The sequence below is a fragment of the Rubritalea squalenifaciens DSM 18772 genome, assembly GCF_900141815.1.
GTDB lineage: Bacteria > Verrucomicrobiota > Verrucomicrobiia > Verrucomicrobiales > Akkermansiaceae > Rubritalea > Rubritalea squalenifaciens.
Window position 1 is genome coordinate 387683 of record NZ_FQYR01000002.1, and the last position, 26678, is coordinate 414360.

29 protein-coding genes are annotated in these 26678 nt (G+C 55.2%); 8 read left to right on the forward strand and 21 right to left on the reverse strand.

The features are described 5' to 3' along the window. Nucleotides 1-83: 83 nt before the first annotated feature. Nucleotides 84-623 carry a hypothetical protein gene (locus BUB27_RS01785; RefSeq protein ID WP_143157826.1) on the reverse strand — a complete coding sequence of 180 codons (540 nt, stop codon included), beginning with the start codon at nt 621-623 and terminating at the stop codon, nt 84-86. Between the two features lie 511 nt (nt 624-1134). On the opposite strand from BUB27_RS01785, the gene BUB27_RS01790 reads away from it, so the two are divergent. Next, nucleotides 1135-1521 carry a hypothetical protein gene (locus BUB27_RS01790; RefSeq protein ID WP_159434732.1) on the forward strand — a complete coding sequence of 129 codons (387 nt, stop codon included), beginning with the start codon at nt 1135-1137 and terminating at the stop codon, nt 1519-1521. A gap of 478 nt (nt 1522-1999) precedes the next feature. Then, entirely contained in the window at nt 2000-2584 is a 585-nt protein-coding gene (locus tag BUB27_RS01795; RefSeq protein WP_143157828.1) for a hypothetical protein, read from the forward strand. Nucleotides 2585-3457: 873 nt separating this feature from the next. Here BUB27_RS01795 and BUB27_RS01800 read toward each other — a convergent pair. The 7 genes from BUB27_RS01800 to BUB27_RS01830 form a co-directional block, all read right to left on the reverse strand. Then, entirely contained in the window at nt 3458-4126 is a 669-nt protein-coding gene (locus BUB27_RS01800; protein ID WP_143157829.1) for a hypothetical protein, read from the reverse strand. An 18-nt stretch (nt 4127-4144) separates the two neighbouring features. Then, entirely contained in the window at nt 4145-4498 is a 354-nt protein-coding gene (locus BUB27_RS01805; RefSeq protein ID WP_143157830.1) for a hypothetical protein, read from the reverse strand. Between the two features lie 15 nt (nt 4499-4513). Next, entirely contained in the window at nt 4514-4978 is a 465-nt protein-coding gene (locus tag BUB27_RS01810; RefSeq protein ID WP_143157831.1) for a hypothetical protein, read from the reverse strand. Between the two features lie 75 nt (nt 4979-5053). Then, nucleotides 5054-5713 (reverse strand): DMP19 family protein, encoded by a 660-nt coding sequence (locus BUB27_RS01815; protein ID WP_143157832.1) that lies wholly within the window; start codon nt 5711-5713, stop codon nt 5054-5056. Between the two features lie 14 nt (nt 5714-5727). Beyond that, entirely contained in the window at nt 5728-6024 is a 297-nt protein-coding gene (locus BUB27_RS01820; protein WP_143157833.1) for a hypothetical protein, read from the reverse strand. Between the two features lie 171 nt (nt 6025-6195). Next, a complete protein-coding gene (locus BUB27_RS01825; RefSeq protein WP_143157834.1) occupies nt 6196-6504 on the reverse strand; it encodes a hypothetical protein in 309 nt (102 codons plus the stop codon). Between the two features lie 515 nt (nt 6505-7019). Further along, a complete protein-coding gene (locus tag BUB27_RS01830) occupies nt 7020-7433 on the reverse strand; it encodes a hypothetical protein (RefSeq protein ID WP_143157835.1) in 414 nt (137 codons plus the stop codon). A gap of 501 nt (nt 7434-7934) precedes the next feature. Here BUB27_RS01830 and BUB27_RS01835 point away from each other — a divergent pair. Both BUB27_RS01835 and BUB27_RS01840 read left to right on the forward strand, forming a co-directional pair. Beyond that, complete coding sequence (locus BUB27_RS01835) at nt 7935-8339, forward strand: hypothetical protein (RefSeq protein WP_143157836.1); 405 nt, start codon at nt 7935-7937, stop codon at nt 8337-8339. Between the two features lie 275 nt (nt 8340-8614). Further along, nucleotides 8615-8842, forward strand: coding sequence for a hypothetical protein (locus tag BUB27_RS01840; RefSeq protein WP_159434733.1), 228 nt, complete (start codon nt 8615-8617; stop codon nt 8840-8842). On the opposite strand, the gene BUB27_RS01845 is transcribed toward BUB27_RS01840, so the two are convergent. Next, nucleotides 8839-9357: a hypothetical protein gene (locus BUB27_RS01845; protein ID WP_143157838.1), complete on the reverse strand. Its 519-nt coding sequence runs from the start codon at nt 9355-9357 to the stop codon at nt 8839-8841. The two genes, BUB27_RS01840 and BUB27_RS01845, sit on opposite strands and share 4 nt — an antisense overlap. Before the next feature lie 629 nt (nt 9358-9986). Beyond that, nucleotides 9987-10889, reverse strand: a complete 903-nt coding sequence (locus tag BUB27_RS01850) for an AraC family transcriptional regulator (protein WP_143157839.1) — start codon at nt 10887-10889, stop codon at nt 9987-9989. A 209-nt stretch (nt 10890-11098) separates the two neighbouring features. On the opposite strand from BUB27_RS01850, the gene BUB27_RS01855 reads away from it, so the two are divergent. Further along, nucleotides 11099-12070 carry an alpha/beta hydrolase family protein gene (locus BUB27_RS01855; RefSeq protein WP_234991651.1) on the forward strand — a complete coding sequence of 324 codons (972 nt, stop codon included), beginning with the start codon at nt 11099-11101 and terminating at the stop codon, nt 12068-12070. Nucleotides 12071-13138: 1068 nt separating this feature from the next. On the opposite strand, the gene BUB27_RS19210 is transcribed toward BUB27_RS01855, so the two are convergent. Further along, entirely contained in the window at nt 13139-14602 is a 1464-nt protein-coding gene (locus BUB27_RS19210; protein WP_327289311.1) for a tetratricopeptide repeat-containing sulfotransferase family protein, read from the reverse strand. An 88-nt stretch (nt 14603-14690) separates the two neighbouring features. After that, a complete protein-coding gene (locus BUB27_RS01865) occupies nt 14691-15800 on the reverse strand; it encodes a substrate-binding domain-containing protein (protein WP_143157841.1) in 1110 nt (369 codons plus the stop codon). 135 nt (nt 15801-15935) lie between these two features. On the opposite strand from BUB27_RS01865, the gene BUB27_RS01870 reads away from it, so the two are divergent. Beyond that, complete coding sequence (locus BUB27_RS01870) at nt 15936-16616, forward strand: PEP-CTERM sorting domain-containing protein (protein WP_143157842.1); 681 nt, start codon at nt 15936-15938, stop codon at nt 16614-16616. Nucleotides 16617-17272: 656 nt separating this feature from the next. On the opposite strand, the gene BUB27_RS01875 is transcribed toward BUB27_RS01870, so the two are convergent. Further along, entirely contained in the window at nt 17273-17617 is a 345-nt protein-coding gene (locus tag BUB27_RS01875) for a hypothetical protein (RefSeq protein ID WP_143157843.1), read from the reverse strand. A 30-nt stretch (nt 17618-17647) separates the two neighbouring features. After that, nucleotides 17648-17935 (reverse strand): hypothetical protein, encoded by a 288-nt coding sequence (locus tag BUB27_RS01880; protein ID WP_143157844.1) that lies wholly within the window; start codon nt 17933-17935, stop codon nt 17648-17650. A 422-nt stretch (nt 17936-18357) separates the two neighbouring features. Between BUB27_RS01880 and BUB27_RS01885 the strand changes: the two genes are divergently transcribed. Further along, nucleotides 18358-19296: a hypothetical protein gene (locus BUB27_RS01885; RefSeq protein WP_143157845.1), complete on the forward strand. Its 939-nt coding sequence runs from the start codon at nt 18358-18360 to the stop codon at nt 19294-19296. 652 nt (nt 19297-19948) lie between these two features. Here BUB27_RS01885 and BUB27_RS01890 read toward each other — a convergent pair. Then, on the reverse strand, nt 19949-20410 hold the full coding sequence (locus tag BUB27_RS01890; protein WP_143157846.1) for a hypothetical protein: 462 nt from the start codon (nt 20408-20410) through the stop codon (nt 19949-19951). Next, nucleotides 20407-21324, reverse strand: a complete 918-nt coding sequence (locus tag BUB27_RS01895; protein WP_159434734.1) for a hypothetical protein — start codon at nt 21322-21324, stop codon at nt 20407-20409. The genes BUB27_RS01890 and BUB27_RS01895 overlap by 4 nt, the downstream gene beginning before the upstream one ends. Before the next feature lie 366 nt (nt 21325-21690). Here BUB27_RS01895 and BUB27_RS01900 point away from each other — a divergent pair, with 366 nt between their 5' ends. Beyond that, nucleotides 21691-22833, forward strand: a complete 1143-nt coding sequence (locus BUB27_RS01900; RefSeq protein WP_143157848.1) for a hypothetical protein — start codon at nt 21691-21693, stop codon at nt 22831-22833. 1047 nt (nt 22834-23880) lie between these two features. Here the strand turns inward: BUB27_RS01900 and BUB27_RS01905 are convergent. From BUB27_RS01905 to BUB27_RS01925, 5 genes are all read right to left on the reverse strand, one after another. After that, entirely contained in the window at nt 23881-24321 is a 441-nt protein-coding gene (locus BUB27_RS01905; RefSeq protein ID WP_143157849.1) for a hypothetical protein, read from the reverse strand. Nucleotides 24322-24413: 92 nt separating this feature from the next. Then, a complete protein-coding gene (locus BUB27_RS01910; protein WP_143157850.1) occupies nt 24414-24797 on the reverse strand; it encodes a hypothetical protein in 384 nt (127 codons plus the stop codon). Between the two features lie 52 nt (nt 24798-24849). Continuing rightward, nucleotides 24850-25308 (reverse strand): hypothetical protein, encoded by a 459-nt coding sequence (locus tag BUB27_RS01915; protein WP_143157851.1) that lies wholly within the window; start codon nt 25306-25308, stop codon nt 24850-24852. 47 nt (nt 25309-25355) lie between these two features. Beyond that, on the reverse strand, nt 25356-25790 hold the full coding sequence (locus BUB27_RS01920) for a hypothetical protein (protein ID WP_143157852.1): 435 nt from the start codon (nt 25788-25790) through the stop codon (nt 25356-25358). A 100-nt stretch (nt 25791-25890) separates the two neighbouring features. Next, nucleotides 25891-26211, reverse strand: a complete 321-nt coding sequence (locus tag BUB27_RS01925) for a hypothetical protein (protein ID WP_143157853.1) — start codon at nt 26209-26211, stop codon at nt 25891-25893. Nucleotides 26212-26678: the final 467 nt, after the last annotated feature.

Below are 26678 nucleotides of genomic sequence, written 5' to 3' on the forward strand. Positions count from 1 at the left end.
GAGATTTATGTAGAAAAATAAACGCTACGCATGGCGTTATACATAAAATCGATTCCAGTGGTAGCATTTAGTGCGCATACCCCCTACCCATCCAGCGATCCTGTCAGGCGCATTTGGGTGAGGAGTTGTTGGCCGAAGAGGTAGAGGGGGCTGAGGGTGTCGCGTTTCTGGGTGAAGGCGGATTCGGGGGCGGTGTAGGTGAATTTGCCCTCGGGGGTGATGATGTGGAAGCTGGTGTAGCCGGGCTGGGGCAGCGGGCAGCTGTTGCTGGGCTGGCAGTGCTGCAGGGCGATGAAGGCGACGGCCTGGAATTCCTTGCCGGCGTGGCGGACCTTTTCGTGCTCGCCGAGGCCGAGTGTGAGGCGTCCGTTGGAGAGGTAGAGGCTGGCGGAGCCGTCGGCGGTGGAGACGATGCTGGCGACGCCCTGCGCCATGCTCAGCTCCATGATGACGGCGAGAACCGGCTGGTAGCCGAGCTCCGCCATATCCTCCGAAGTGAGCGAGAGTGCCATCTCCCTGAGATCCAGGTAGGTGGGGTCGAGCTGATAGGGGGTGTCCACTATTTTGTTATTGGTTAAGGGTGATTGGTTAAGGGGCGGGCTTGATGAAACCTTTCTAACCACAGATTACACAGATTGGAGCAGATTACTGGCTTGATGAAGCATTTCCACCACGAATAACACGAATCTCACGAATGTGGGCTAGATGAAACCCTGCTAGACGGAACCTCCGCGACCCGCGTTGGGGTCGTATTCTCTTTTTAAATCCTATTCCCGGGGTGGCGTTCCTTTTTGGTCGCTGACCCCGGGCTGGGTGACGGAACCCCGTTGGGGTTCTTTGCTGCGGCGTGGGTCGAGGAAGGGTAGGGGCTGTAGCAGGTAGGGAGTAGCGGGTAGCGGAAATTTCCGTGGGAAAATTTCTTTGATGCTGTGTCTAACCGATTTGTCTGCGCAAGTGCCCACCGGTTTATCCGGTGATGCTACTACCTACTCGCTACTGGCTACGGTACCGAATGATCCCACAGGCTGTCCTGCTAGCCAGATGGCCCAATGCCTCCTAACCCTCGACTGGATAGGCCGCATCTAAGAAAGGGGTGGGCTGGGGCGTTATGGGGGTATGGAGAAGAAGTGTCGGATGCGATTGGTGCGGAGGTGCTTGCTGGGGCTGCTGGCGGCGTACTTTGGCTGGTGCCTGTGGCCGGTGACGGATGCTGTGACCGTGTGGGACGAGGCGGGGCTGAGCAAGCTGCAGAAGGAAAAGCTGATAGAGTGCGGCTGGAACAAGGGTGCCTTTAACCGGAGTGTGAAGTGGGGCCTGTGGCGGAATAACTTTTTCAGGCCCTGGAGCAAGGGGGGCTTCATCATGTATGTGGAGGGTACGCCGGAGGAGGTGAGCGTGCGGGCCGGCTTCTATGGTGGTCCCTTGTATGCGGGAGGGATCTTTTTCTCTGCGAAGTGGGTGAACGGCAAGTGGGTATCGCCGAAAAGAAATCCCGGAAACGAGCTGTTCTGGTACAGCTGAGTGGGGTCCCTGCGGGGAGAATGCTGTATCTAGAATCGGGAATCAAGAATCGGGCTAGATGAAACCCTGCTTGACGGAACCTCCGCGACCCGCGTTGGGGTCGTGTTGTTTTTTATCCTATTCCCGGGGTGGCGCTCCCGCTGGTCGCTGACCCCGGGCTAGACGATGGAACCCCGTTGGGGTTCTTTGCTGCGGCGTGGTTCGAGGGAGGGTAGGGGCCGTAGCAGGTAGGGAGTAGCGGGTAGCGGAAATTTCAGAGGGGAAATTTCTTTGGTGCTGTGACTAACCGATTTGTCTGCGCAAGCGCCCACCGGTTTATCCGGTGATGCTACTACCTACTCGCTACTGGCTACGGTACCGAATGATTGCAGAGGGTGTCCTGCTAGCTGGCAGGCCTCACATCGAATAGCCAGAAACAAGCGGCCGCTGGCCGCTTCTGTCTTGCTAGAGAGGTCGGAGGGAAGATAGGGTGCGGGCTATGAAGATGGGTCTATGGTGCGGTAGTTTGTTGGCAGCGGCTTTGCTGAGCGGGTGTGACAAGGAGGCGGAGGTGAATGCAGCGCCGCTGGAGATGCGGGTGTATGACGCTTATCAGTTCGGAGGGCTGCGGGCTTCCGGGGAGGGGGAGATTGGTATGATGGTCTACGAGTTGCTGCCGGAGCGGAGCCTGGATGGTGAGTTCAAGCTGATGCTGGTGCAGGGCGGCGAGGTGAAGGATGAGCGTGCGCTGAAATTCTCCGGGCTGAGTGAGCGCGGGGCCGTAGCGGTCATTACCACCAAAGAAGGGCTGGCGCTGGACTATGATTTTAAATGTGAGTCGACCACTCTCGGCACAAGCTTGCTGGCTCTACCCGAGGGAGCAGTGAATGATGGATCTTCCCATACAAGCGGAGAGTCCCGTGTGACGGAAGGTGAGAGCGTCATCTATGAGACCCATTACTCCATTGGGGGGCAGAAAATTTCCGGAAAGACTATGTTAGGCGGACTGGAGGACGCACTGCAGCAGACACGGGAGAATCCAAGCCTGGCGATCGTCCTGCTGAGCATGAAGCTGGAACCATAGCCCTTGCGGGCTTGTTAATGGTTATTGGTGAATCGTTATTGGGCTAGCTAGATGGAGCCCGGCTAGATGAAACCTGTTTCACCACAGAATACACGGAAGAGACAGAAGGGCTGGCTAGATGGAACCTGGCTAGATGGAGCTTTTCTAGCCACAGATTTCACAGATTGGGATGGATTACTGGCTAGATGGAGCCTGGCCCCTGCGGAGCATGACTGATTCGTGATGACTAATTACTGATACCAGCTAGATGGAACCCCAATGACTCCTGACTCTTGACCAATGACAAGCGCCCAGAGGGCGCTTCACCCCGGAGGGGTGACGGAAGGTAGCGCGGGGTCAGCGACCACAGGGAGCGCCACCCCGGGAACTCGGTCCCAAACAAATAACCACCCCGGAGGGGTGGTGGAACCTTGCTCATCTAGCCGGGCTCCATCAAGCCGACCCCATTAGCCAATAACCATTAACCAATAACGCACGCTCAGGTGGAGGAAGGTTACGCAACTACCCAGCCTTTCTCCTCTATCCTTCTCACTCCCCGAAGGGGCGAACCCCAACGGGGTTCCGTACGTTAGCCCGGCGGTTGCGAGCCGAAGGATCGCTACCCCGGGAATAGGATAAAATAACAACACGACCCCAACGCGGGTCGCGTAAGTTTCATCGTAGAGGATGCCATCAAGCAGGAAACATCCCGTAGGGATGCTATCTGTAATCAGTAATCACGAATCAGTCATTCCCCGCAGGGGCCTACCCCAACGTGGGTCGCGTATGTTTCATCTAGCAAGGATCCATCTAGCCCGATTCTTGATACTGAATTCTTGATTCTCAATTCTCCCCGCATGGGCCATTAACCAATAACAAACGGCCGCCGGCCGTCTAGTGGGTGATTTTTGACTCCGTGGGTGTGAGGGTGAAATCTTTTTCTATCTTGGCTGTTACGGTGAACCATCTTTCTCCTTGGGCCAGCGAGTGCGGAAGCTTCGCCTCGGGGAGCTCGAGGGGTATGCATTCTAGGGTGAGGCCTTTCTCGGTGAAGGTACGGGGAGAGATGGTGTATTGGTGCTTCGGGCTGTAGCCTGGTTGTTTTTTCAGATAGGTCAGGATGTCCTTTGCTAGCTTGTTATGCGCCAAGACCTTTGTGGTTTCTCCCTGTGTTTCGAGCTTCAGCAGGAGGCTGCGATGGTCCCATTTGTAGCCGTAGTACTGGATGATCAAGTAGGGCTGGCTGGGGTGGCATTCTATCGAAATGCTGCATCCCGGGGTGGCGCTGAGGTTGTAGCCGAAGTCTCCGGACCATAGGAGCTGCTTCTGCTGGTCCAGGATTTCCACGACCATAGTACCGAGCCTATCATCTGAAATAGAGGCGGTGATGGTATCCTTATTCTCTGTTTTCTTGTGTTCATGGATCTTGGATACCTTTGCAGGAAGCTTGAGCCGCGCGGTAACGGGGAGGTCTTTTCTGAGGTCAAAGGAGGTGTAGTGGAAATCCTCCGCCAGGAGAAGGGGGCTGAGTAACACGGTCGTCAATAGGATGAAAGCTTTCATGGCACACGTTCACCAGTATTACGTGGCTTGGGTGTCGAGTGTTTCAGGAAAGGTTTTCTGCCACGAATGGAAGCCCTGCACGTTTGTTAATGGTTTATTGGTTAATTGTTGATGGGCCTGCACGATGAAGCATTTTCCACCACGAATAACACGAATCTCACGAATGGGAATGATGAAACCCATCCCTTCGGGATGCTCACTAGAGAACCCCAACGGGGTTCCGTACGTTAGCCCGGCGGTTGCGGGCCGAAGGATCGCTACCCCGGGAATAGGATTAAAAAAGAACACGACCCCAACGTGGGTCGCGGATGTTCCATCAAGCAGGGTTTCATTAAGTCGGCCCAATAACGAATAAGCATTAACCAATAACAAGCGGCCGCACGTTCACTACTCGTCTTTGTAGATTTCGGCTGTTTTCTGGAATCGGTTGGGGCATTTTTTTAGTTGTTTGGCGAAGTCCAGGAAGGTCATGCCCATGTAGGATTCAAACTCTTTACCGCTGATGGGTTTGGTGGGGTCTTCGTGGAGGTAGGCGCGGAAGTAGAGGCTGTCTTTACCCTCGCTGTAGACAAAGGAGGTTTTGTCCTCAGCCGGGAGAAGGACTAGGTCTAACATTTCTGGTTTGCCGGATCGTTTGATGCGCCAGACGCCGGGGCTCTCGGTGAGCCAGCGCATGCCGTCCTGAGAGGACGAACGGCTGAGGATGCCGCGATAGCTGATGGTGTACTCCTTGTGGTCAGAGCAAAATTCCAGGAACTTGGCGTGCAGGTTCTCCACGGCGTGCAGGCTCTGTGCCTTCGCAGGCAGGACGAACAGGGAGATGAGGAGGCAAAGCGTGGCGGCGGTTTTCATAAGGTGCTTTTTGTTATCTTAGTTTTTCTGCTACAATCGAGTTGTGCATGCTGATGGCTAGGAAGTGGGAGGGTATTATTGGCAGCTTTGGTAATATTTATAAAGAAGCTCATACAGATTCTCATCAACGTTCACTTTGATAAAATCATCTACCACATAATGACCTTTGTTTTTCGCAAGAGTCCAAACGTAGTCTGCCCGTTCGTAACCATCTCCTTTTATTATTTCTACCGGGAAATAGTGCGCCACTGCCTCCAGAGAAGACGCTAGAGATACAGCACCAACAATTTTAGCTGACTCGATGACATTGTAAAAGTCATCACCATTGATTGTACACAGATATTCGTGCAATCCCCCACTGCCGAGCTCAGTATCAAATATCATTATATAAAAGAGGATTCTATCTCGATCTGGCATGCGAGCAAGAACCTCGTTAGGTTGCTCCGCTCTGAAAACGCGATCAATTAATGATGGCATTTTATCTCTGCACCATTTTTCTGTGTCTATTTTCATATCATCCAAGGCTTTGAGGGTTGTTGTTAGGTGGAGGCGGGGGAAGGTCTGGAGTATGACGACTTGCTCGCCGCACTGGAACTTGAAGGTGGAGCTGGTGGCTTGTGTGGCGCCGGGGCGCAGTGCATCGGACGCGGTGATGTCCACGGGTGGTGTTCCCGGGAGAGTGTCCGGCAGGGAGCGCAGGGTCTCCTCCGGGATGTCGAGTACGGGTCCGATCATGGGTATTTGCCTAGTTAGAATCTAATCGAGCAGGCGCCGAAGCCTGATTTTTCATCGTATCCACAGTGGAGGTTTGCCGGGATGATTCTGGATTGTTCGTCAGAAGACTGCTCTAGCCAATCTAGAGTGCTTTGGGCGCGTGCTTGCTCTGAGGACTGACAGTGCTGGCCCCATGATGTGCCGAAGCGAGGGCTAGCATCGTAGATGAGGATACTGTGGATCGAGTTTCCTAGGAAGCAGAGCTTGAATACGATGCTGTGATCTTTGGATTGTACAGTTGGTAGTGTGTACCAGCTGAATTCATTATTCATGGTCTCTGCCACAAGTGACAGAGTTGAATTGCGGAGCTGTTCTATGGTCAGGTAACGGTGGATTAGCAGACCGCAGGGGTGGTTGTATTGAAAGTCCATCTTAGGGAGCTTACTTCTTTCTGGTGCTGGAGCCGGTCCATTCCCAGACGGTGGTGAGAATGGATAGTGCTTTCATTCTTTGGTTTCGCTGTAAAGTGGGATGGGGAATTCGATTTGTGAGAGGCTTCCGGCGTAGATGTAGACGACTTCATCTTTTTCAGTCACGAAGCAGTAGCCGTGATCGCCTGTGACTTGGACCAAGTCAGCGTCCTCGGCTGCGTTCAAGTCATGGGAGAGCGAGACGTAGTCACCCGCCAGCTTTTCCCAGCGGGAATCAGCTACGATCACGCCGCTGCAAAAGGCCAGAAGCATCAGGAGCAGGACAGTGGCGGCTTTGAGCACCCGGATGATTGTCTTTTTAGTGCGGCTCGGTGGGTTCATGTGCGGTGTAGGGTTTCCATTCTTCAAACGACTCCCGACCATCACATAAAAGGGGAGACAGTGCAGCAGGAAAGTTGGTGAAGCCTTGCATGATGAAGCGTTTCTAACCACGGAAGGCACGGAAGAGACGGAAGGCTGGCCCCTGCGGGGCGTGACTGATGACTAATTACTAATTACTGATACCTGCTAGATGAAGCCTAGCGAGATGAAGCATTTCCACCACGAATGACACGAATCTCACGAATGGACCCCCTGCGGGGAGTGGGAAGGATAGAGGAGAAAGGATAGAGGCCGATAAGATGAAACCCATCCCTTTGGGATGTTCACTTGCGAACCCCAACGGGGTTCCGGAGCTTAGCCCGCGGGTTGCGAGCCGAAGGGTCGCTACCCCGGGAAAGGGATAGAAAAAACACACGACCCCAACGCGGGTCGCGTAAGTTTCATCGTAGAGGGTGCCATCAAGCAGACTCCCAATGTCTCCTGACCCATGACAAGGGCCGGAAGGGAGGTGTAGGCTATTCGTCTAGCTCCAGGATGGTAAAGATTACTTTGTATTTAGTCTTTGGTTTCACATCTGTTAGTTTCATGAAAACTTTGTACTCCGGTGAGGCGATCGGAATATCGCTCAGGGCATAGAAGTTAAACACGCCATCCCACTCGTATTCCTTGGTGATAAGGGGAAGGTGAGAAGCTCCTAAAATATGATAACCATGGATACAAAGTTTGGCTTTCCCCTTCAAATCTTTCGATAGCTTGTTGATGGATACATAGACTCTGGCTGTGCTTGCTGAGGTCGTGAAGACGTCTGAAGCGATACGAATAGAACCCCATTCGTCAGACTCTATGTCGATATCTTTGGTGACCACTCTAAAATTATCACCCGCAAGGGAGCAGCAGCACATGAGCATCAGTAGGATAAGGGATTTCATAAGCTTATCCTGATACCATGACTGGATGCGCATGAAAAACCAAAAGGGATCTGTTGGGAATGATTCTTGGCCCCTGCGAGGAGAATGAAGAATCGAGAACCCGGCTAGATGGAACCTACGCGACCCGCGTTGGGGTCGTGTTGTTTTTTTATCCTCTTCCCGGGGTGGCGCTCCCGCTGGTCGCTGACCCCGGGCTAGACGACGGAACCCCGTTGGGGTTCTTTGCTGTGGCATGGTTCGAGGGAGGGTAGGGGCCGTAGCAGGTAGGGAGTAGCGGGTAGCGGAAATTTCCATGGGGAAATTTCTTTGGTGCTGTGACTAACCGATTTGTCTGCGCAAGCGCCCACCGGTTTATCCGGTGATGCTACTACCTACCCGCTACTGGCTACGGTACCGAATGATCCCACAGGCTGTCCTGCTAGCCAGATGGCCCAATGCCTCCTAACCCTCGACTGGATAGGCCGCATCTAAGAAAGGGGTGGGCTGGGGCGTTATGGGGGTATGGAGAAGAAGTGTCGGATGCGATTGGTGCGGAGGTGCTTGCTGGGTCTGCTGGTGGCGTACTTTGGCTGGTGCCTGTGGCCGGTGACGGATGCCGTGACCGTGGTGGACGAGGCGGGGCTGAGCAAGCTGCAGAAGGAGAAGCTGATAGAGTGCGGCTGGAATAAGGGTGCCTTTGACCGGAGTGTGAAGTGGGGCTTGTGGCGGAATAACTTTTTCAGGCCCTGGAGCAAGGGGGGCTTCATCATGTATGTGGAGGGTACGCCGGAGGAGGTGAGCGTGCGGGCTGGCTTCTATGGTGGTCCCTTGTATGCGGGAGGGACTCTTTTCTCTGCGAAGTGGGTGAACGGCGAGTGGGTATCGCCGAAAAGAAATCCCGGAAACGAGCTATTCTGGTACAGCTGAATGGAGCCCCTACGGGGCATGACTGATGACTAATTACTGATACCTGCTAGATGAAGCCTAGCGAGATGAAGCATTTCCACCACGAATGACACGAATCTCACGAATTCGGTTTGGATGGAACCCGGCTAGATGGAGCTTTTCTAGCCACAGATTTCACAGATTGGGATGGATTACCGGCTAGATGGAACCCGGCCCCTGCGGAGCATGACTGATTCGTGATGACTAATTACTGATACCAGCTAGATGGAACCCCAATGACTCCTGACTCGTGACCAATGACAAGCGCCCAGAGGGCGCTTCACCCCGGAGGGGTGATGGAAAGTAGCGCGGGGTCAGCGACCAGAGGGAGCGCCACCCCGGGAACTGGATCCAAAAACAAAACCACCCCGGAGGGGTGGTGGAACCTTACTCATCTAGCCGGGCTGCATCCAGACCGCATTTGTGAGATTCGTGCGATTCGTGGTGGAAAACGCTTCATCAAGCAGGGCTTCATGGCCGCTTAGGCCTGGGTGATTTGTTCTAGTTCTTGGAAGTTGTTTCTATGGGTCTGGAAGATGACATGGAGCATGAGGAGGTGCGGGATGAGAAGTAATGTTAGATAGATGATGGTGGGGAGGGTCAGGCACTGGAGGTAGCCTGCGGGGAGGATGCCAAGGCTCTCTAGGGTCATCACGCAGTACCAGGGGAGGAGGGTGATGAGGTAGAGCCTCAGCGGGAGGTAGCTGTGGACACATGGCTGGAGCTCACGGATGCTGCGCTGAAGATTGCGGACATAGTCTTGCGGACAGTGGGTTTTCAGGCTCTGCTCGAGTTGCTTGCTGAGATCGCGGGATACCTTTCTCCGGTTCTCCAGGATGCGGATTCTGCTGCCATCATGTTTTTGGATGAAAAGGGAGCAGATGCCGGCGACCTCCTGCCACGGGATGGTGGTGGTGTGCTGGGTCTTGAGCGTGGTGACCCGGATGCCTGAGTCGTCCCAGTGCCAGAGCTGGGTGCTGAACTCCATGTCTCCTTTCATGCTGCCTATGATAGGCGCGTGACAGGCCGGCGGGTATTGCAATCGGGGGGCTTGTTTGTAGTGGAGCCCCTGCGAGGAGAATGAAGAATCGAGAACCCGGCTAGATGGAACCTACGCGACCCGCGTTGGGGTCGTGTTGTTTTTTTATCCTATTCCCGGGGTGGCGCTCCCGCTGGTCGCTGACCCCGGGCTAGACGATGGAACCCCGTTGGGGTTCTTTGCTGCGGCGTGGTTCGAGGGCGGGTAGGGGCCGTAGCAGGTAGGGAGTAGCGGGTAGCGGAAATTTCCATGGGGAAATTTCATTGATGCAGTGACTAAGCAATTTGTCTGCGCAAGCGCCCACCGGTTTATCTGGTGATGCTACTACCTACCCGCTACTGGCTACGGTATCGAATCAGTACACAGGGTGCTCTACATGCCAGCAACCAGCCGCAAGGGGGAGCGGGTAGCGGAAATTTCCGTGGGGAAATTGCTTTGATGCTGTGTCTAACCGATTTGTCTGCGCAAGCGCCCACTGGTTTATCCGGTGATGCTACTACCTACTCGCTACTGGCTACGGTACCGAATCAGCGCAAAGGGTGTTCTACACGTTAGCCACTGAAAACTGAAAACTCCCCGGCCGGGTAAATCTACTGGCTGCTTTTTTGGCGGAGGGTTTTGATGTCTCTGAGGGGTGGGGCGCCGAAGAGGCGGTTGTATTCCCTGCTGAACTGGGAGGGGCTTTCGTAGCCTACCTGGAAGGCGGCGTTGGCGGCATCGATGCCCTGATTGAGCATGAGGCCGCGTGCGGCATTGAGCCGGAGGTGCTTCTGGTACTGCAGGGGGCTCATGGCGGTGAGGCTTTTGAAATGGTGGTGCAGGGTGGAGGGGCTCATGCCGTGCTGGCGCGCCAAGTCATCGATGCGCAGTGACTGGGACAGGTCGCTTTTGATGGACTCGATGACCTGCCCGATCTGATAGGAGCGCTGGCTGCCGCTGATGGTCTGCAGCAGGCTGGGGCCTGCGGGGCTGGTGAGTGCGCGGTAGAGGATTTCCTGCTGGATGAGTGGAGCGAGTGCGGAGATGTGCTCTGGCTCGTCGATCAGGTCTAACAGCCTGTGCAGGGCGTTGCGCATGGGGGCGGTGAGCGGGGCGGTGGCCAGCCCGGCGTGATCGCTGGGGAGGGGGGCTCTGGGAAGTTTCTCCTGGATGATGTACTGGAGCGCTAGCTTGGGGTCGAGCTGCAGGGCCAGTCCGAGGTAGGGCTGGTCTGTGCTGGCACGCTGGATCTCTGCAATGGTGGGCAGGTCGATGGGGGTGACGAGGAAGTGGTCGCTATCATAGCTGTAGACATTTTCCCCCAGGTGGATGCGCTTGGTGCCCTGGAGGATGAAGCAGATGCTGGGCTCTAACAGGTAGCTCTCCGGCTCGGCAGGTTCATCGAAGCGGAAGAAGCTGAGTCCGGGGATGGCGGGCAGCGGGTGTGCCGGGTCCTCCATGCGCTGCAGGATGCGTCTGGCGTAGCTGGTGCTTTCTGAATCTGGGGACATCATTTTCTCTTCTGGTGCGGTGATGGCTATGTTAAGTTAAGCAGTTCTGTGGTGAAGTCCTTTTGCGCTTATCTGGAGTAATAGGCAATTATACACCATGAATGATCTATTATAAAGCGTATCTGTGATGGTATTGTGTAATAATGAATGACGGAGGCCGATTCGGGCAGCGTGTGCCCGCCGGCCGCCAGTCATGGAACCCAAATAAATCGATGAGTAGAATACCCAAAGAGAGAATGGAGAAGGCTCTGGCGCAGCTTGAGACAATTTCAGAAGAAGACTATGCCAAGGTGCAGGGCCTGGCGAACATCGTGAAACCGCTGCGCAGTGTGCTGCACAAGACGCCGGACGATTATGGCATGACGGGCTGGAGGGATATTTATTTCCCCTCGGATGACGGCACGCCGCTGGAGGGATGGTACATCCCGGCGAAGGGTGGCCAGAGTGACAAGCTGGTGATTTTCAACCATGCCTTGCCGATGTGCCGCGCCGGTTACCCGGGTCACCTGGGGCTGCCGTGGAGCGCCTTTGATGCGGTGGAGATCGACTTCGTGATCCAGATGAAGCACCTCACGGATGCCGGCTACAATGTGCTGGCCTATGACATCCGCAACCACGGCAACAGCAGCGCTGCGAATGGCGGTCTCAGTGGCATCGGCCGCTGGGAGTGGCGCGACTGTGTAGGGGTCAAAAAGTATGTGGATGGCCACCCCGAGCTGGGCCAGATGAAGGTGGGCTTGTACAGCCAGTGCATGGGGGGGAACTCCCAGTACGAGGCGATCTACCGCCGGCCTGAGCTGTTTGAGAATGTGAAGTGCATGTGCAGCCCGATGGTGGTCTCCATGGCGGCTATCTTTGATGCCTTCTCAGAGCTGCAGGGGATCAGCCAGTACCAGGAGCTGATCGATCTGGAGCTGCTGAAGATGGGGGCCTTTGTGGCTGCGGAGATGACTCCCCACCTCTTTGCGGAGGGGGTCAAGATGCCTGTGCTCATGCTGCAGGTGCTGGATGACGCCTGGACCCGCAACCCGGAGGATGCCCAGAAAACATTTGACCTGTTAGGAAGCGAGGAGAAGGAGCTGCTGTGGATCGAGGGCACGACCCGCCGCTTCAAGGATGGCTACAACTACTTCGGCCGCCACCCGGAGAAGATCCTGCCCTTCTTTGACAGGTACATGAAGTAGGGTCCCTTGCGGGGCATTACTGATTGGTGATTACTGATGACTGATGCCGGCATGATGAAGCCTAGCGAGATGAAGCGTTTCTAACCACGGAATACACGGAAGAGACAGAAGGCTGGCCCCTGCGTGGCATGACTGATGACTAATTACTGATTACTGATACCTGCTAGATGAAGCCTAGCGAGATGAAGCATTTCCACCACGAATGACACGAATCTCACGAATGCGGTCTGGATGAAACCCGGCCTGATGAAGCTTTTCTAGCCACAGATTACTCAGATTGGGATGGATTACTGGCTAGATGGAACGAAGCCCTGCGGGCTTGTCATGGGTCAAAGGTCAGGAGTCAATGGGCTTGAGTTTCCGCTTAGATGGTTCGGTACCGTAGCCAGTAGCGAGTAGGAAGTAGCCTCTCCGGATAAACCGGAGATCAGCCACACATGCAGACTGGATAGATAAAGCATGGATGAAATTTTCCTTGGGGAAATTTCCGCTACTTGCTACTTCCTACCTGCTACGGATCCTACCCACCATTGCCCCCTGACAAACCCGCAGGGGCGAACCCCAAGGGGGGTCCGTACCTTAGCCCGGCGGTTGCGAGCCAAAGGATCGCTACCCCGGGAAAAGGATCAAAAAAAGAAGACGACCCCAACGCGGGTCGCGTAAGTTTCATCGTAGAGGGTACCATCAAGCAGGAAACATCCCGTAGGGATGCTATCAGTAATCAGTAATTTGTAATCAGTAATGCCCCGCAGGGGCCTACCCCAACGCGGGTCGCGTAAGTTTCATCGTAGAGGGTACCATCAAGCAGGAAACATCCCGTAGGGATGCTATCAGTAATCAGTAATTTGTAATCAGTAATGCCCCGCAGGGGCCTACCCCAACGCGGGTCGCGTAAGTTCCATCGTAGAGGGTGCCATCAAGCAGGAAACATCCCGTAGGGATGAGGGAGCAGAGCGCGGGGTCAGCGACCAGCGGGAGCGCAACCCCGGGAATCAGGTCCTCCTAACAAAACCACCCCGGAGGGGTGGTAGAACAAGTTTCAACTAGCCGGGCTTGTTCCTTTCTCCTTTATCCTTCTCCCTCCGCCAGCCGCTCCAGGCCGGGTGCGAGCTGGGTGGCGTAGTGTTTCCATTTTTCGATGGAGTGCTGGTGGGGGGCTTGGGAGATTTCCGCGTAGCTGGGGCTGCGCTCGATCTGCGGGCTGGCTTTGGCGGGTTTGTTAGAGGGGAGACCTAGGAAGGTGGACAGGCGGGTGGCTTCTTCCTGCGGTCGGGTGACGAGGTCCTCGTAGTGGACTTCGGTCCAGAGGCTGGCGGGGAGGAGGCGGCGGAGGTGCTGCCAGACCTGGCGGGTGTGGTTCATCCACTCGGCGAGGGTGTCCTGCTGCAGCCAGAAGATGCTGATCTCGCTGGGCTGCTCGGGGAAGAGTGCCCAGATGGAGGAGAAGACGGCGCGGGGATCGCGCTGCGGGTAGATGATGCGGGCGCCGGGGCAGAGCCGGGCGATGAGGAGGGCGGATTCCGAGTAGCCGGGGTTCTTGTCCAGCACGGGGCGGCCGGCGGTTTTCTGGGGGAGCTGTTTGTCGAGCTCCTGGTAGTAGTGCTTGGTGCCGCTCTTGATGAAGGCGGGGCTGAGGGAGTCCAGGGTGCTGAGGAAGTGGGCGGCATCCGCCTGCGGATCTGCGGTGGTGGTGATGCGGGTGGAGAGGGGCTCGAAGACGGTGCGGGCGAGGGTGTCCCGCTCATCCGTGGTGACGATGTCTGCCTGCTGGGAGAGGAGCTTTTCCACGAGGGTGGTGCCGGAGCGCGGCAGGCCCAGGATGAAGCCGTGCGGGGGCTGGCCGAGCGCGGCGTTCTCACTGATCCAGCGCTCCACGGTCTCTGGCTGGAGCTGCTGCAGGGTGGCCAGCATGACGGCCATGGCGTGGCGCCGCTGGGTGAGCATGGCGGCGAGCTGGGGCCCCTGCCAGGACTGGCGGATGGTCTGCTTGCACTGCTCCAGGTGGCTCCAGGCTAGCGGGTAGTCTCCTGATTGGTCGGCGAGCAGGTAGCGCTCGTGCCAAACGCGGGCGGTGAGGGACTCCGGGATGCGGGGGCCCTGGGCGGGGATGGTGCCTAACAATTTCTCGGCTTCCTCCACGCGGCCGAGGCGGCGCAGGATGCGGGCGTGGACCAGGCTGCCGTCTGGCTGGGTGGGGATGCCTTCTAGCAGCTCGGCGGCTTTGTCCAGCTGGCTGCGGCGCTCGTAGCACTCAGCCAGGCCAGTGAGGGCGTGGACTTTGTGCTGGGGGTCCTTGAGCGCCTTGCTGAAGCTGGCGAGGGCGTGGTCCAGCTGCCAGGATAGGCGGTAGATGCGGCCGCTCTGGCAGTGGAACTGGCTGCGCATGGCGGCGGGGACGAGCGGCAGCGCCTTGCCGAGGGCGATCTGGACTTGCTTGGTGTAGCCGGCCTTGGCGAGTATGGCGGCGTATTCCATCCAGGCGTTAGGGTTCTTCTTTTGGGATCCTGAGGGGGCTTTGGGTTCGGCGCTCATGAAAGTGTGTTCTTGGTGATGAAAATGTGCTGTGAAAATTCTGTTAGGTGAAGCTCTAACGGCTGGTGAATGATGGCTGGTGCTGGTGTTAGATCTTGCTGATGCTTTCTCCCCAGAGGTGGTCGAGGGGGAAGGTTTTGGAGCCGAGGGGTTTGTAGTGGGTCTCGAACCAGTGCTTGAACTGGGCGAGCATTTTCTGGGTGGGGATGACTCCCATGGTGGGGCGGGGGGAGATCCATTCAAGCTTCGGATTGTAGCTGAAGAGGATGACGGAGAGGTCCCGCGGTATCCGGATGCCTGCCTGCTGGCAGAAGCTGTAGAGGGAGAGCAGGCGCACGTCATCCATGACGATGACGGCGGTGGGCTCCAGGCTGGAGAGTGTGTCTTTCCAGAATTTCTTCCAGGCGTCCGGGTGGGAGCTGAAGAAGACGGGCAGCAGCAGCTCGATGTCCTCCGGCGGCGGGCTGTCATCATAGGCGGCCTGCAGCCCGCTCAGGCAGATGGGATGGGAGGTCTCATCGTAGACGGGGATGAGGATCCTGCGGTGGCCCCACTGGATGAGCAGGCGGGCGAAGCGCTCGATCTCCTCGGCAAATCCGCAGCCTACAGTGCTGAGTTTCGGGGTGTCTGGCTTGAGTCCGCCGATCTGGAAGGTGGGGATGCGCTGGTAGCATTCCCCGGAGATGGCCAGCGGGGCATTCAGCAGCACGGCGGCGTCGGCGGAATGGCGGTGGATAATCTCCGCGATGCGCTTGTCCGCATTGCCCAGGTTCTTGTAGTCGAGCGCCACTTTGGTGGCGGTGCCGGCGTGGGACTCCCAGTAGGTCTGGATCTCGTGCAGCAGGCTGGCGTGCTCTGCGGTGAGAGGCGCCCGCGAGGTGTGGATGATGATGAGATTGTGCTGCTGCTGGCTGCGGGCCTGGCTGTCGGCTTTGGTGAGGATCTGGAAGGGCCGGCCACGGGTGGTGGCGGAGATATGGCCGGCGGCCTGCAGGATGGCGAGGGCGGCGAGGTAGGTTTTGACACTGACCTCGTAGTGCTGGGCCATGACACTGCGGCCGGGCAGCTGGTCTTTCCAGATACCCTGCAGGATGTCCTGCTCCAGCTGGTCTGCCAGGCGTTTGGCGAGTGAGTCTTTCTTGATGGGGCGCATGAGGAGTCGTGAGTGGGGTGAGTATAGAGCAGGCTCTACGGGCAATGGGTATTTTCCATCTAGATTCCTCAGGAGTCTAGTGGAAAAGCAGGCGGGAATCTTGTGCGGCTACTGGGGTTCCTTATTCTGGGAATGCCCTGATCTTCTGTTGGTTAGGGTGAACTCTTGAAAATACACATAATGAAACTCCATACACTCCACACACCCAAGATATTGCTGGCAGGCATGCTGGCTCCGCTACTTCCGCTCACGAGCTCCGCGGCTACCATCTGGTCAGAGAACTTTGATGGCCTGACCACCGGAAGCCTGGTCAATGACGGTGATGGCACGCTGGATAACTTCGATACCTTCTTCCGTATCGGCGGCCCGACCAGTATCTCAGTGAATGAGACCAGCCCCGGCTCCTACACGGATGCGAACCACCTCTACCTGGGCTTCCGCTACCAGACAGGTAATGCGAACATCGTGCTCTCCTCGAACTGGGACTCCGGCAACGACTACTCGCTGAGCTTTGACCTGGACAGCGGCGCTACCCAGAACAGCGGCACCCTGCCGAGCGTCTCCCTGGGATTCGGTGACGGTACCTCCACCACCGCCACAGGCATCCTGGCCTCCACCACCTACACAATCACCGATGACATTGTCACTTTGAATGTGAGTGGTGCGGACATCGCCAATGCCGGGGCCAACGGCCAGAAGATCTATCTCAGGCTGGAGAAGCCGGGCGCCGTGGGCAATGTCTCCGCGCAGTACTACTACGATGACTTCGTGCTGGATGCCACCGCCGCTGTCCCTGAGCCGGCATCCACCTCACTGATCGGTCTCGCCGGTCTGGCGCTGCTAGCCAGACGCCGCCGCTAATACGCTATCGTGTTTGTTCTAACATATTAGTTTGTGTAAGTTGAGAGTCGTTGGTGATTGGCCAACGGCTCTTTTTTTGACCCCTGCGGGGAGAATTGAGTATCAAGAATCGGGAATCGAGAAGCGGGCTAGATGAAACGTATTCCACCACGGAATACACGGAAGGGACGGAAAAGACGGAAAAGACGGAAAAGACGGAAAGGGCTGGCTAGATGGGCCCCTGCGGGAGAGCTCGTATTTTGAACCACGAATTACACGAATCTCACGAATACTGGGCTGATGGAACCCAGCTTGATGAAGCGTTTCTAACCACAGATATCACAGATTGGGATGGATTACCGGCTAGATGAAACTTGGCCCCTGCGGGGCATTACTGATTCGGCTAGAAGGAAACACCCCGGAGGGGTGATAGAAGGTAGCGCGGGGTCAGCGACCAGAGGGAGCGCCACCCCGGGAACCCCGGCCAAAATATAAACCCACCCCGGAGGGGTGGAAGAACAGGTTTCATCAAGCCGGGCATCATCAAGCATGATTCTCGATTCTTTATTCTTGATACTGAATTCTCCCCGCAGGGTTCCATCATGCTGGCCCATTAATGAATAAGCATTAACCAATAACGTAAGCTCAGGTGGAGGAATGGATTTATCACAGCTGGGTCATCGATATTGTTTCAGGCGTTGCTGGTTGATGTGCTCATACCTGCGGTCACGAGAATTGTAGAGATTCACCGGATAGGAGCCAAGCCACTCTCTCATGGGGAAATAGACAGCATAGAGACTGCTGCTAAGCGCCTCAGAATGGATGTGCTCTGCGAGCTGCGGGCGGATGCGGCATAAGGTGATATCGCGATGCCCAAGTGGGTGCTCGACCTTAAACAGCAGGAAAAAAATCAGCACGTAGGTGGCGACCACCCAGAAGGTGATGACAGCGAACTTACGCCACTTCGTTTTCCTTTGCTCCTGAAGAGACTCCATCCGGGGCAGGGTAACAGAAACACGCATGGCCGTACATCTCCCACTTTGCTCAAAAAATCATGAGCGATGGTGCGTCCTCGCGCGGATCAGCATGCAGCGGATCAGAGCGGCGATGAAGGTCACAATCACCGCTGCCGCCACGAGTGGGAGGTCGATCCGGATAGGTACGCTTTCCACCGGATACAAGCGGTTTAAAATCACCTCGCGGACCAGGAATAGGATGATCGCCACGGCTGGGATGAACAGAGGCCAAGACCTCATGGCCTTGTCCAGCTTGAGCGGCAAGATGGAGACAAACGCCAGAGCGACGATGATCCAGAATAGTACCAAGGCAATAAGGCTCATAGAAAAACATCCTCCATTTCTACACCTAAACTCTAGCACAGATAGCACATGAGAAAACCGGAAATCACCGCAGTGATTGCGCCCGCCGGCGCTACATCCCGCAGGGATTCGATCTGTAATCCGTAATCACCAATCAGTAATGCCCCGCAGGGGCCTACCCCAACGGGGTTCCGTACCTTAGCCCGCGGGTTGCAAGCCGAAGGGTCGCTACCCCGGGAAGAGTATTAAAAATAACACGACCCCAACGCGGGTCGCGTAAGTTTCATCTAGCAGGGCATCGTCAAGCAGGAGAGCGGTTCCCGATTCTCCCCGCAGGGGTTCCATCATGCCGGCCAATTAACGAATAACCATTAACCAATAACACGTGCTCAGGTGGAGGAATGGGGTTGTGTGCGGGGGTGTTTCAGGTTTAGGTGATGGGTATGATGAAGTTTGTTGGTTGTTTGCTTGTCTGGGTGATGGCGTTGCTGCCGGTGGGGGCGGAGGTGGAGCATTTCGCGTTGCGTGCGAAGCATGTGCAGAAGGATCATGGTAAGTATGCCTATGAGATCCGCGAAGTGGATGGAGGCCTGCTGATAGAGCTAAGGCTGGGCGAGGTGAGGGGAAGTCTGGATACACGCCAGGTGGAGCTGGTTCCGAAGGAGAGCTTAGCTGACCCTATCAAGACAGGAATGAAGGCGGATGGCTCCGAGCTCAAGCTGCAGTTCCGCTATGGGGATCCCTTCGGTGGCGGAGAGAATGGGGAGTTCTTTGTCTATTTCCATGTGGAGAAGGGATTCTCGGTGGAGAGAAATGTGGATGGCCAGACAAAGATCCAGGGGGTGGAGGCGGACAAGAAGGACGATGCTGCGCAAGCGGAACTGCTGGAGGCTATGTTAGAAAAGTATTACCTGCCCGCATACCGGTATGCACTGGGAAAGGACAAGTGGGACCTGCGGCGGGAGGGAAACAAGATTGTGGTGGAGGCAAAGTTTGAGGTGAGCTGGAACCGCTCGGTAAGTCCGGTGGTCCTGAATGGAGAGGTGAAGACACACAAGCTGAAGTACCGCGCGGAGCTGGAATTCCTGCCTGAGATGAGTGATGCCGCCTACCGCGAGCTGGTGCTGGAGCATGTCCAGAAAGAGATCAAGGCATATCGGGAGATGAGGTTTAACCCGAAAGGCTCGAAAGGTCTCAGCTCAAAACGTCATGCTGAGATTGATGCCAATCCGCTGCCCAAATATTGGTCGATGGGGCGGACACCAGTGGTGCTGAGGACGAACGCCAAGTTTTACATGGGCTTTGTGGATGATGAGCACTACCGGGAGGTTCTCTTCATGCTGGAGGAGCTGGGTACGGGCATGTCGCCCTTTCTTCCGTAGAGGTATGGAGGGCCCCTGCCGGGGAGAATTAAGAATTGAGAATCAAGAAGCGGGCTAGATGAAGCATACGCGACCCGCGTTGGGGTCGTATTGTTTTTATAATCTTATTCCCGGGGTGGCGCTCCTTCTGGTCGCTGACCCCGGGCTAGACGACGGAACCCCGTTGGGGTTCGCTGGCTAAACGGAACGAAGCCCTGCGGGCTGGTCATGGGTCAATGGTCAGGAGTCATTGGGGTACGCCCACGCGAGAAGAAGCCGGCAGGATCATTCGGAACCGTAGCCAGTAGCGGGTAGGAAGTAGCATCACCGGATAAACCGGTGAGCGCTTACGCAGACAAGAAGGTTAGACACAGTACCAAAGAAATTTCCCACTGGAAATTTCTGCTACCCGCTACTCCCTACCTGCTACAGCCCCTACCCTCCCTTGACCCATGACAAGCGGCCGGAGGGCGCTACCCCAACGGGGTTCCGTACCTTAGCCCGGCGGTTGCGAGCCGAAGGATCGCTACCCCGGGAAAAGGATAGAAAATAGAACACGACCCCAACGCGGGTCGCGTAAGTTTCATCGTAGAGGGTGCCATCAAGCCGGCCCATTAACGAATAACCATTAACCAATAACGCACGTTCAAGCGGCCAGAGGGCGCTACATCCCTCACGCCTTCTTCGCTTTGCGGCCTTTGTTGAGCTCGCCGTGGTTGAGAAGCAGGATGATGAGAAGGGTGAAGGCGATCAGCAGGAGCTGCGGGAAGGTGACGAAGGCGTATTCAGCCGCATCAGCGGGATCGTGTTTATCGATGGGGAAGAGAATAAAGTTGTGGAGAGGGCTAGAAGCACCATAGGGATCTTCGAGTCCTTCGGCGTAGATGAGCAAGGAACCGGACTTGAGAAGTTCATGGTATTGGATGCCTAGTGCCTGATCGATGCCAAGCTGGTCCTCTGAGGAAAAGTCCGTGTGGTCTGCTTTGGCTAGATGAATTCCCCCGGATACCGCTCCGATGATGTAGTCTTTGTCTCCTTGCTGGTAGTACGCGAAGAGGTGCCACCCGCAGAGGTTGATGACAACCGGGCTGAGCGCGAGCAGGAGCAGGATGATGGAGAAGGCTTTGCGGATCATGGCTGCTGGGATTCGTCGAGCACTTGGCGGGCTTGCTGGAGGATGTGGTCGTCGATGGTGGCGAGGGTCATGCCCGCGTGGCTGTCGTAGTTCTGGCCTTCACTTCTGAGCATGTCGATTGCATCATAGAGCTTTTCCCACTTGTGGAGAATATCGGAGTAGCCGCATTGGGTGCAGGCACGGAGCAGGTAATCCAGGCCTAGCTGTGGTGTGAGGTGGCCGGCGAGCATTTCCCGGCAGATCTGCTGCTCAAGCCAGGCTGCTTCCTCATCGTCTAATGGTGGAGTGAAGCTACTTTCCTGCAAGGCTTTGTGAAAGAGGTAACCGATGGTGTCTTCGTCCTCGTGATCCGCGCCGGCGAGCAGGATGGTGGATTCTCCCTCGCAGCCTTCTTCCAGACGCGCGACTGCCCACTGGATCATGGCCTTCTCGGCACCAGCCTTGCCTAGCAGCGCAAGCATGTAGACGTGCTCGGTGGTGAATGGAGCGGGGCTTGGCTGTGGGCGGGGTGGGAAGTGGTCTTGCTCTGCAGCTGGTGCTTTTAACTTGTTAGGGTGAACGGGATTGGGGCTGGTGGGGATCAGGGTGGTGTCCGGGGTTTCAGGTAGGGGATCGGGCTTGATAAAGTGGCGGTAGACGAGGGAGAGAAGCCAGGCGGCGACAAGGGAGTTGAGCGGCGTGCAGATGGTAAAGGTGAGCGCCTCCCGGAGTGGGTTGGTGGGGTGGCTGAGTCCCCAGTCATGCAAGGCAGTGAAGATGAGCAGGGGGGTGCTGAGAGTGATGGTGATCGTGCTGAAAAGGGATTCGCCCACCAGCTCTTGGAGCGGCGGGTCTTCCAGACGGAATAGCAACGTGAACCAGAGAACGCTCAGGCCCAGGTGGATGCGGAAGAGGATGTGAGTCACGCGGTGCATACGACGCCCGCCATGATGGAACCCCTGCCGAGAGTGGGAAGCCAAAAGACCCGATAAGGGGAAGAATTTAGAATCGGGAATCTAGAACCGAGAATCGGGCTGCTTATAGCCCACCACGGAACACACGGAAAGGACAGAAGGGTGGGCTTGGTGAAGCTCTGCTAGATGAAGCGCGCTGAGTGCTTCCTTCTCGCGTTCCCTCTAGCAGATTACTGGCCACACGGGGCCGTGGATCAGGGGGTTATGACACGGGGGGAGAGGAGAGGGGTTGACGCTGAGGGCTTGGGCAGGGTAAAGCTGTCTTATTCGTTTTCGAGGAGCAAAGAATTTTGCACCCGTGTCGTTGCACAGCCTATCCCTGAGATTATGAGTTACCATGCCAAGTTAAGTGATGAAGCCTTGAGAGCGCTCGAGGCGGAGAGAAGAAATTCAACGATGATTTCGGTGATGATGGCGCTGTTGTTCTGCGTCTTGCTGGGGCTGGTGATGGCGGTGATTTTCCTGACGACGGAGGTGAAGGAGACTCCGGAGATCATTACCTTTGCCGGGTCTCAGGATGCGGAGGAGCGGGTGGAAAAGCCGGAGATTGTGAACCAGGTGGAGCGCAAGCCCTCGGCGCCATCGAAGACGCTCAGCCGCGTGATCGCCTCGACAAGTGTGACGGAACTGGCCGTGCCGGTGACGAGCGTGGATCTGGATACACCCTCGCTGGATTTTGGAGATTCTGAGGACTTCGGCAGCGGCTGGGGCAATGGCGTGGGCAGCGGTGCTGGCGGCGGAGGTTTCAGTTCCTTCGGCAGCACGAACCCTAACAGCGGACTGCGTGGGACTTTCTATGATTTCAAGCGTGACCGCTCTGGCAAGCCCACGGGACTGAAGAAGCTGGACCAGGGACCGTATACAAAGATCATCCAGGCCTTTACCCGGGGCCGTACGTGGAAGGCGCCCGCGCGCTACAAGCACTTCACCTCACCGGTGGAGCTGTACACATCCTCGATCGTCTTCAAGGGGATTCCGGATGTGGAGGCGGGCCAGGCATTCCAGGCTCCGGAGACAAAGCCCGGGCTGTGGCTGGTGCATTACTCCGGGGACGTGGTGGCGCAGACATCGGGCACGCACCGGCTGATAGGCTGGGGGGACAATGTGCTGGTGATCGCGATCGATGGAAAGATCGTGCTGGATGCCTCTGACAAGGGATTCACGGGTGAGAAGCGCACGCGCCGTGGCTCGATCAATGTGCCGGGCAAGCCGGGCGCCGCCTTGTACGAAGGCAAGCCTTTCAGCCTGAGCCAGGGGCGCTCGTACAAGATCGATGTACTAATCGGCGATATGGGCGGTCTCTTCTCCGCCGGGGCGATGGTGATGCGCAAGAGTAGCGACTACAAGGACGGCTCGGGCATCCCGCAGCTGCCCGCGCTGGTGGTGAGCCCGCTGACCGAGGAGGACAGGAAGCACCGTAGCTTCGTAAAGCCCCAGTACCTGAACCCGGAGATCTTCAAGCTGAAGTAGGCCCCCTGCGGGGAGAAGTGGCCCCTGCGGGGAGTAAGAAGGATAGAGGAAAAAGGATAGAGGAAAAAGGATAGAGGAAAAAGGATAGAGGAAAAAGGATAGAGGCCGATAAGATGGAACCCAGCACGATGGAGCTTTTTCCACCACGAATAGCACGAATCTCACGAATGATCCCCTGCGGGGAGAATTGAGAGTCAAGACTACAGAATCAAGCCTGGGACGATGGAATGAAGCCCTGAGGGCTGGTCATTGGCTGACTTACCAACAGGCAGTGACACCCTTCCTCCACCCCTCCGGGGTGGTATTACAAAAGAGGCGGGTTCCCGGGGTACGCTGCGCTTTACCCCGGGCTCTGTTCCATCATCCCTACGGGATGGAGCGCCCTATGGGCGCTTGTCATTGCCCCTACAGGGAGAATTAAGAATCGGGAATGCAGAATCAAGTCTGGGACAATGGAACGAAGCCCTGAGGGCATTTGGTTGGTCATGAGTCATTGGGGTTTCATCTAGGCGGAATCAGTCATCCGTAATCACGAATCAGTAATTCCCCGCAGGGGCCTACCCCAACGGGGTTCCGTACCTTAGCCCGCGGGTTGCGAGCCGAAGGGTCGCTACCCCGGGAATAGGATTAAAAACAGAAGGCGACCCCAACGTGGGTCGCGTAAGTTTCATCGTAGAGGGTGCCATCAAGCAGGAAACATCCCGGAGGGATGATGGAGCAGAGCGCGGTGGTAAGCTTGCCTTGGCAAGTGCAACCCCGGGAATCCGTCCCTCCTAACAAAACCACCCTGGAGGGGTGGTGGAACAGGTTTCATCAAGCCGGGCTTGTTCCTCTAACCTCTATCCTTTTTACTCCCCGCAGGGGCCAACCCCAACACGGGTCGCGTAAGTTTCATCTAGCAGGAGATCGATTCTGTATTCTCGATTCTCAATTCTCCGCGTAGGGGCTCCATCAAGCAGACTCCCAAGGCCGGAGGGCACCACATCCCTAAGGGGTGGAGGTGGCTTTAAACATGGTGCTGTTTTAGCTTTGTTGACATACTCTCTTCTATTTGGACTTCATCATAAACTTGTCAAAATTGCTTGGACCTTTGTACTGACTACCTCCGCGAAGAATGGCTTCTTCAAATGTTTTTAGGTCAAGAGTAATGAGTATGGTGAGATCATGATTGCTGTCAGTGACATCTAACAAGATAATTCCATTGCGTACAGGATACCTCATGACATTTTTATTCGCGTAGTAGATAGCGATCTCTTGCACTTTACTTCTCATGTCCTTGGCGGAGGCAGTTTTAGCACCGTGATTGACCAACACATGCAATACCTGTTCCTTTCCCTGACTTTCATTTAGATATTCTATCTTCTCAGCAGCTTTGAATGCTTTAGGTAAAAGCCAAACTTCACCCAATGGTTTTGGCTCCGCAGCTAGGTACATTTGTCCAAGCCAGCATAGAATAAAAACAGGTAAACAGAATTGATAGGCTTTCATGGAAATTGTGTGGCTTAATTAGGGTTATATCTTTCAAGAAAGAGTTTACCCAACTATTGGAAGAGTGGGTGGGTCTATCTCCTTGCTGGGGTTTATTGCTTGTCTTTGATTCTTAGACGGTAAGTCCGTAAGGACTTGTCCGTGAAGACGATGGTTTTCTGGACATAGACCTTGTCGGTGAGATCATTCCTGATTTTCAGCATGTACCTTCCAGGGGGAATTTTGAGCGTGGAGGTTGCCTTCACATCTTTGATGAATGGGTGTGAGTAAACGAAATACTCTTCTCCATTCTTTTCCATTTTGGAAATGGTGATGCTGACCTTGAGGCTATCATCCTTCTGGGTCTCCATGTCGATGACGGTTTGGTCGTCCACCATCTTGATTTTAGCCACAGAGGATTTCCAGCGAACGGTCTCATTTGAAAACGCTAGATGGGTGAGAAGAAGCCAGATGGCTAGAGCTGTGGGGAGTTTCATGCTTAAAATATTAGAAGTGTATTGGATTAGCTTGCTTAGTGGGAGGTTCACACTAGTCAGTAATCGGTAAAAACAGAATCTCCATCGTTTCTTCGTTGATGAGGTAGGAATACTGCGACTGAATGCAGAGAATGTCTAGCACGTGGTAGAGATCCATATTCTTCACGACTAATGTCAGCTTCTGCTCATCGGCACCATGGACGACAAATTTCAATTTGAGTTTGCTGTCAAAGCCGCCGATTTGATCATTGTACTTTTTTTCCAGAGGCTTAACAGCGTCCGCCAAGCTCACGTCGACAGCTGAATAGCTGTCTATAGAAACAGACCTGAAGTGGATCTCTTTGATCGCTTCAGCTAAGGTCGCTAATTCGCCCGGTGTGCTCACCGCCTTCTCCTCATGGCTGGCAGGTTCGTGGCAGCATGAGGATTTCTCTGCCGTAGGTTCACTTGGCTTGCAGGAGACAGATAGGATGCAAAGCGAAAACCCGCTAAAGATGAGAGAATGTTTCATGATTTAAGAGTGAAAGGCATGATGGAGACGACGGACAGCATGTGAGTTCATTTTTTCAGGAGCGGTAGCGCTGATTCCTCTGCAATCGATGATAGTAAGATTTTCGCTATCACTCCAACTTTTAGCTCAGTCTTCTCTATTTCGCTATCTGGTAACTCGATATTTAGCGTCAGCAGTTTGAATAAATCACAGTCTCTAGATAGGAAGTAATCTTGTTGATGCTTATCGAAGCTGGCCGCCTCAGCAGAACGTAGCAGTATATAAAGCTTTTGCTTCTCCTCCAGATTTAGCTTTCTTGGCTTAACTGGATAGGAGTTTAGATAGACGATCGGGATATACCCTTTTTCTTTCAGAAAGAAATGGAACGGCACTTCAAAGCCGCCAAGATGTTTCATTTCCACCTCGTCGATTCTGTCATCAGCCACCAGTAGTGGGGTGAATAAGGCAAAACTTAATAGAAAAAAGATGGTTGTCTTCATCATCTAGCAAATGGGTTGTCAGGATTGTACGCTTCCCCTGGATGAGAACAAATTAAATCTATCAATCATCTGACCATTGGGGGTATGGGCAACATTGGGGTCGTCATTGGCTGCCTGCTTCAAGAGCCTCTTTGATTCGCTGTTGATTGATATGTTCGAGCCGACGGTCACGGCTATTGCACAAATTCACCGGATAGCTACTTAGCAATTCGCGCATGGGGAAATACACTGCATAGGCAGCGTTAGAAAAAAAACTAGGATCCACGATGTCTTCTGAGGAAGAAAAACGTAATTTGTAGGAAGTAATGCCAGGATACCACGCATAATGATTTTTCCCGAAAAGTAAGAAAAATCCCAGCAGGTAAATGACTACCGTTTTGATAGCACGAGCTGTCCAGATTTTATGTTTTCGCTTGTTCTGCATAACTTCCATCTTGATCGGAGGGGCGACACCATGAAGCTCTTGAAGGCGTTGGTCGCACAATGGTTAACCTGATGACCTGGCCATTGGGGTAATGGGCAACATTGAGGTCATAGGTGCACTATCTATTAACATGGTTCAAGCAGGCCGTCTAGTTGCGGGTCATCATGAGGGATGAAGGAGACAAGTGTGGTGAATATCCTTCCTCCACTCCTCCGGGGTGGTATTTCAATAGAGGCGGGTTCCCGGGGTGAGCCCCTGCGGGGAATTCCTAATTCGTGATTACTAATTACAAATAGTCTCCCTACGGGATGTTTCCTGCTTGATGGCACCCTCTACGATGAAACTTACGCGACCCGCGTTGGGGTCGTGTTGTTTTTTTTAATCCTATTCCCGGGGTAGCGACCCTTCGGCTCGCAACCCGCGGGCTAAGGTACGGAACCCCGTTGGGGTTCTCTAGTGAGCATCCC

Bases quoted from the DNA above. Each gene is read 5' to 3' on its own strand.
- BUB27_RS01790 (WP_159434732.1), top strand. From the start codon at position 1,135: ATGCGATTGGTGCGGAGGTGCTTGCTGGGGCTGCTGGCGGCGTACTTT.
- BUB27_RS01795 (WP_143157828.1), top strand. From the start codon at position 2,000: ATGAAGATGGGTCTATGGTGCGGTAGTTTGTTGGCAGCGGCTTTGCTG.
- BUB27_RS01800 (WP_143157829.1), bottom strand. From the start codon at position 4,126: ATGAAAGCTTTCATCCTATTGACGACCGTGTTACTCAGCCCCCTTCTC.
- BUB27_RS01810 (WP_143157831.1), bottom strand. From the start codon at position 4,978: ATGAAAACCGCCGCCACGCTTTGCCTCCTCATCTCCCTGTTCGTCCTG.
- BUB27_RS01815 (WP_143157832.1), bottom strand. From the start codon at position 5,713: ATGATCGGACCCGTACTCGACATCCCGGAGGAGACCCTGCGCTCCCTG.
- BUB27_RS01820 (WP_143157833.1), bottom strand. From the start codon at position 6,024: ATGAATAATGAATTCAGCTGGTACACACTACCAACTGTACAATCCAAA.
- BUB27_RS01825 (WP_143157834.1), bottom strand. From the start codon at position 6,504: ATGAACCCACCGAGCCGCACTAAAAAGACAATCATCCGGGTGCTCAAA.
- BUB27_RS01830 (WP_143157835.1), bottom strand. From the start codon at position 7,433: ATGAAATCCCTTATCCTACTGATGCTCATGTGCTGCTGCTCCCTTGCG.
- BUB27_RS01835 (WP_143157836.1), top strand. From the start codon at position 7,935: ATGGAGAAGAAGTGTCGGATGCGATTGGTGCGGAGGTGCTTGCTGGGT.
- BUB27_RS01840 (WP_159434733.1), top strand. From the start codon at position 8,615: ATGACAAGCGCCCAGAGGGCGCTTCACCCCGGAGGGGTGATGGAAAGT.
- BUB27_RS01845 (WP_143157838.1), bottom strand. From the start codon at position 9,357: ATGAAAGGAGACATGGAGTTCAGCACCCAGCTCTGGCACTGGGACGAC.
- BUB27_RS01850 (WP_143157839.1), bottom strand. From the start codon at position 10,889: ATGATGTCCCCAGATTCAGAAAGCACCAGCTACGCCAGACGCATCCTG.
- BUB27_RS01855 (WP_234991651.1), top strand. From the start codon at position 11,099: ATGAGTAGAATACCCAAAGAGAGAATGGAGAAGGCTCTGGCGCAGCTT.
- BUB27_RS19210 (WP_327289311.1), bottom strand. From the start codon at position 14,602: ATGAGCGCCGAACCCAAAGCCCCCTCAGGATCCCAAAAGAAGAACCCT.
- BUB27_RS01870 (WP_143157842.1), top strand. From the start codon at position 15,936: ATGAAACTCCATACACTCCACACACCCAAGATATTGCTGGCAGGCATG.
- BUB27_RS01875 (WP_143157843.1), bottom strand. From the start codon at position 17,617: ATGCGTGTTTCTGTTACCCTGCCCCGGATGGAGTCTCTTCAGGAGCAA.
- BUB27_RS01880 (WP_143157844.1), bottom strand. From the start codon at position 17,935: ATGAGCCTTATTGCCTTGGTACTATTCTGGATCATCGTCGCTCTGGCG.
- BUB27_RS01885 (WP_143157845.1), top strand. From the start codon at position 18,358: ATGATGAAGTTTGTTGGTTGTTTGCTTGTCTGGGTGATGGCGTTGCTG.
- BUB27_RS01890 (WP_143157846.1), bottom strand. From the start codon at position 20,410: ATGATCCGCAAAGCCTTCTCCATCATCCTGCTCCTGCTCGCGCTCAGC.
- BUB27_RS01895 (WP_159434734.1), bottom strand. From the start codon at position 21,324: ATGCACCGCGTGACTCACATCCTCTTCCGCATCCACCTGGGCCTGAGC.
- BUB27_RS01900 (WP_143157848.1), top strand. From the start codon at position 21,691: ATGAGTTACCATGCCAAGTTAAGTGATGAAGCCTTGAGAGCGCTCGAG.
- BUB27_RS01905 (WP_143157849.1), bottom strand. From the start codon at position 24,321: ATGAAAGCCTATCAATTCTGTTTACCTGTTTTTATTCTATGCTGGCTT.
- BUB27_RS01910 (WP_143157850.1), bottom strand. From the start codon at position 24,797: ATGAAACTCCCCACAGCTCTAGCCATCTGGCTTCTTCTCACCCATCTA.
- BUB27_RS01915 (WP_143157851.1), bottom strand. From the start codon at position 25,308: ATGAAACATTCTCTCATCTTTAGCGGGTTTTCGCTTTGCATCCTATCT.
- BUB27_RS01920 (WP_143157852.1), bottom strand. From the start codon at position 25,790: ATGATGAAGACAACCATCTTTTTTCTATTAAGTTTTGCCTTATTCACC.
- BUB27_RS01925 (WP_143157853.1), bottom strand. From the start codon at position 26,211: ATGCAGAACAAGCGAAAACATAAAATCTGGACAGCTCGTGCTATCAAA.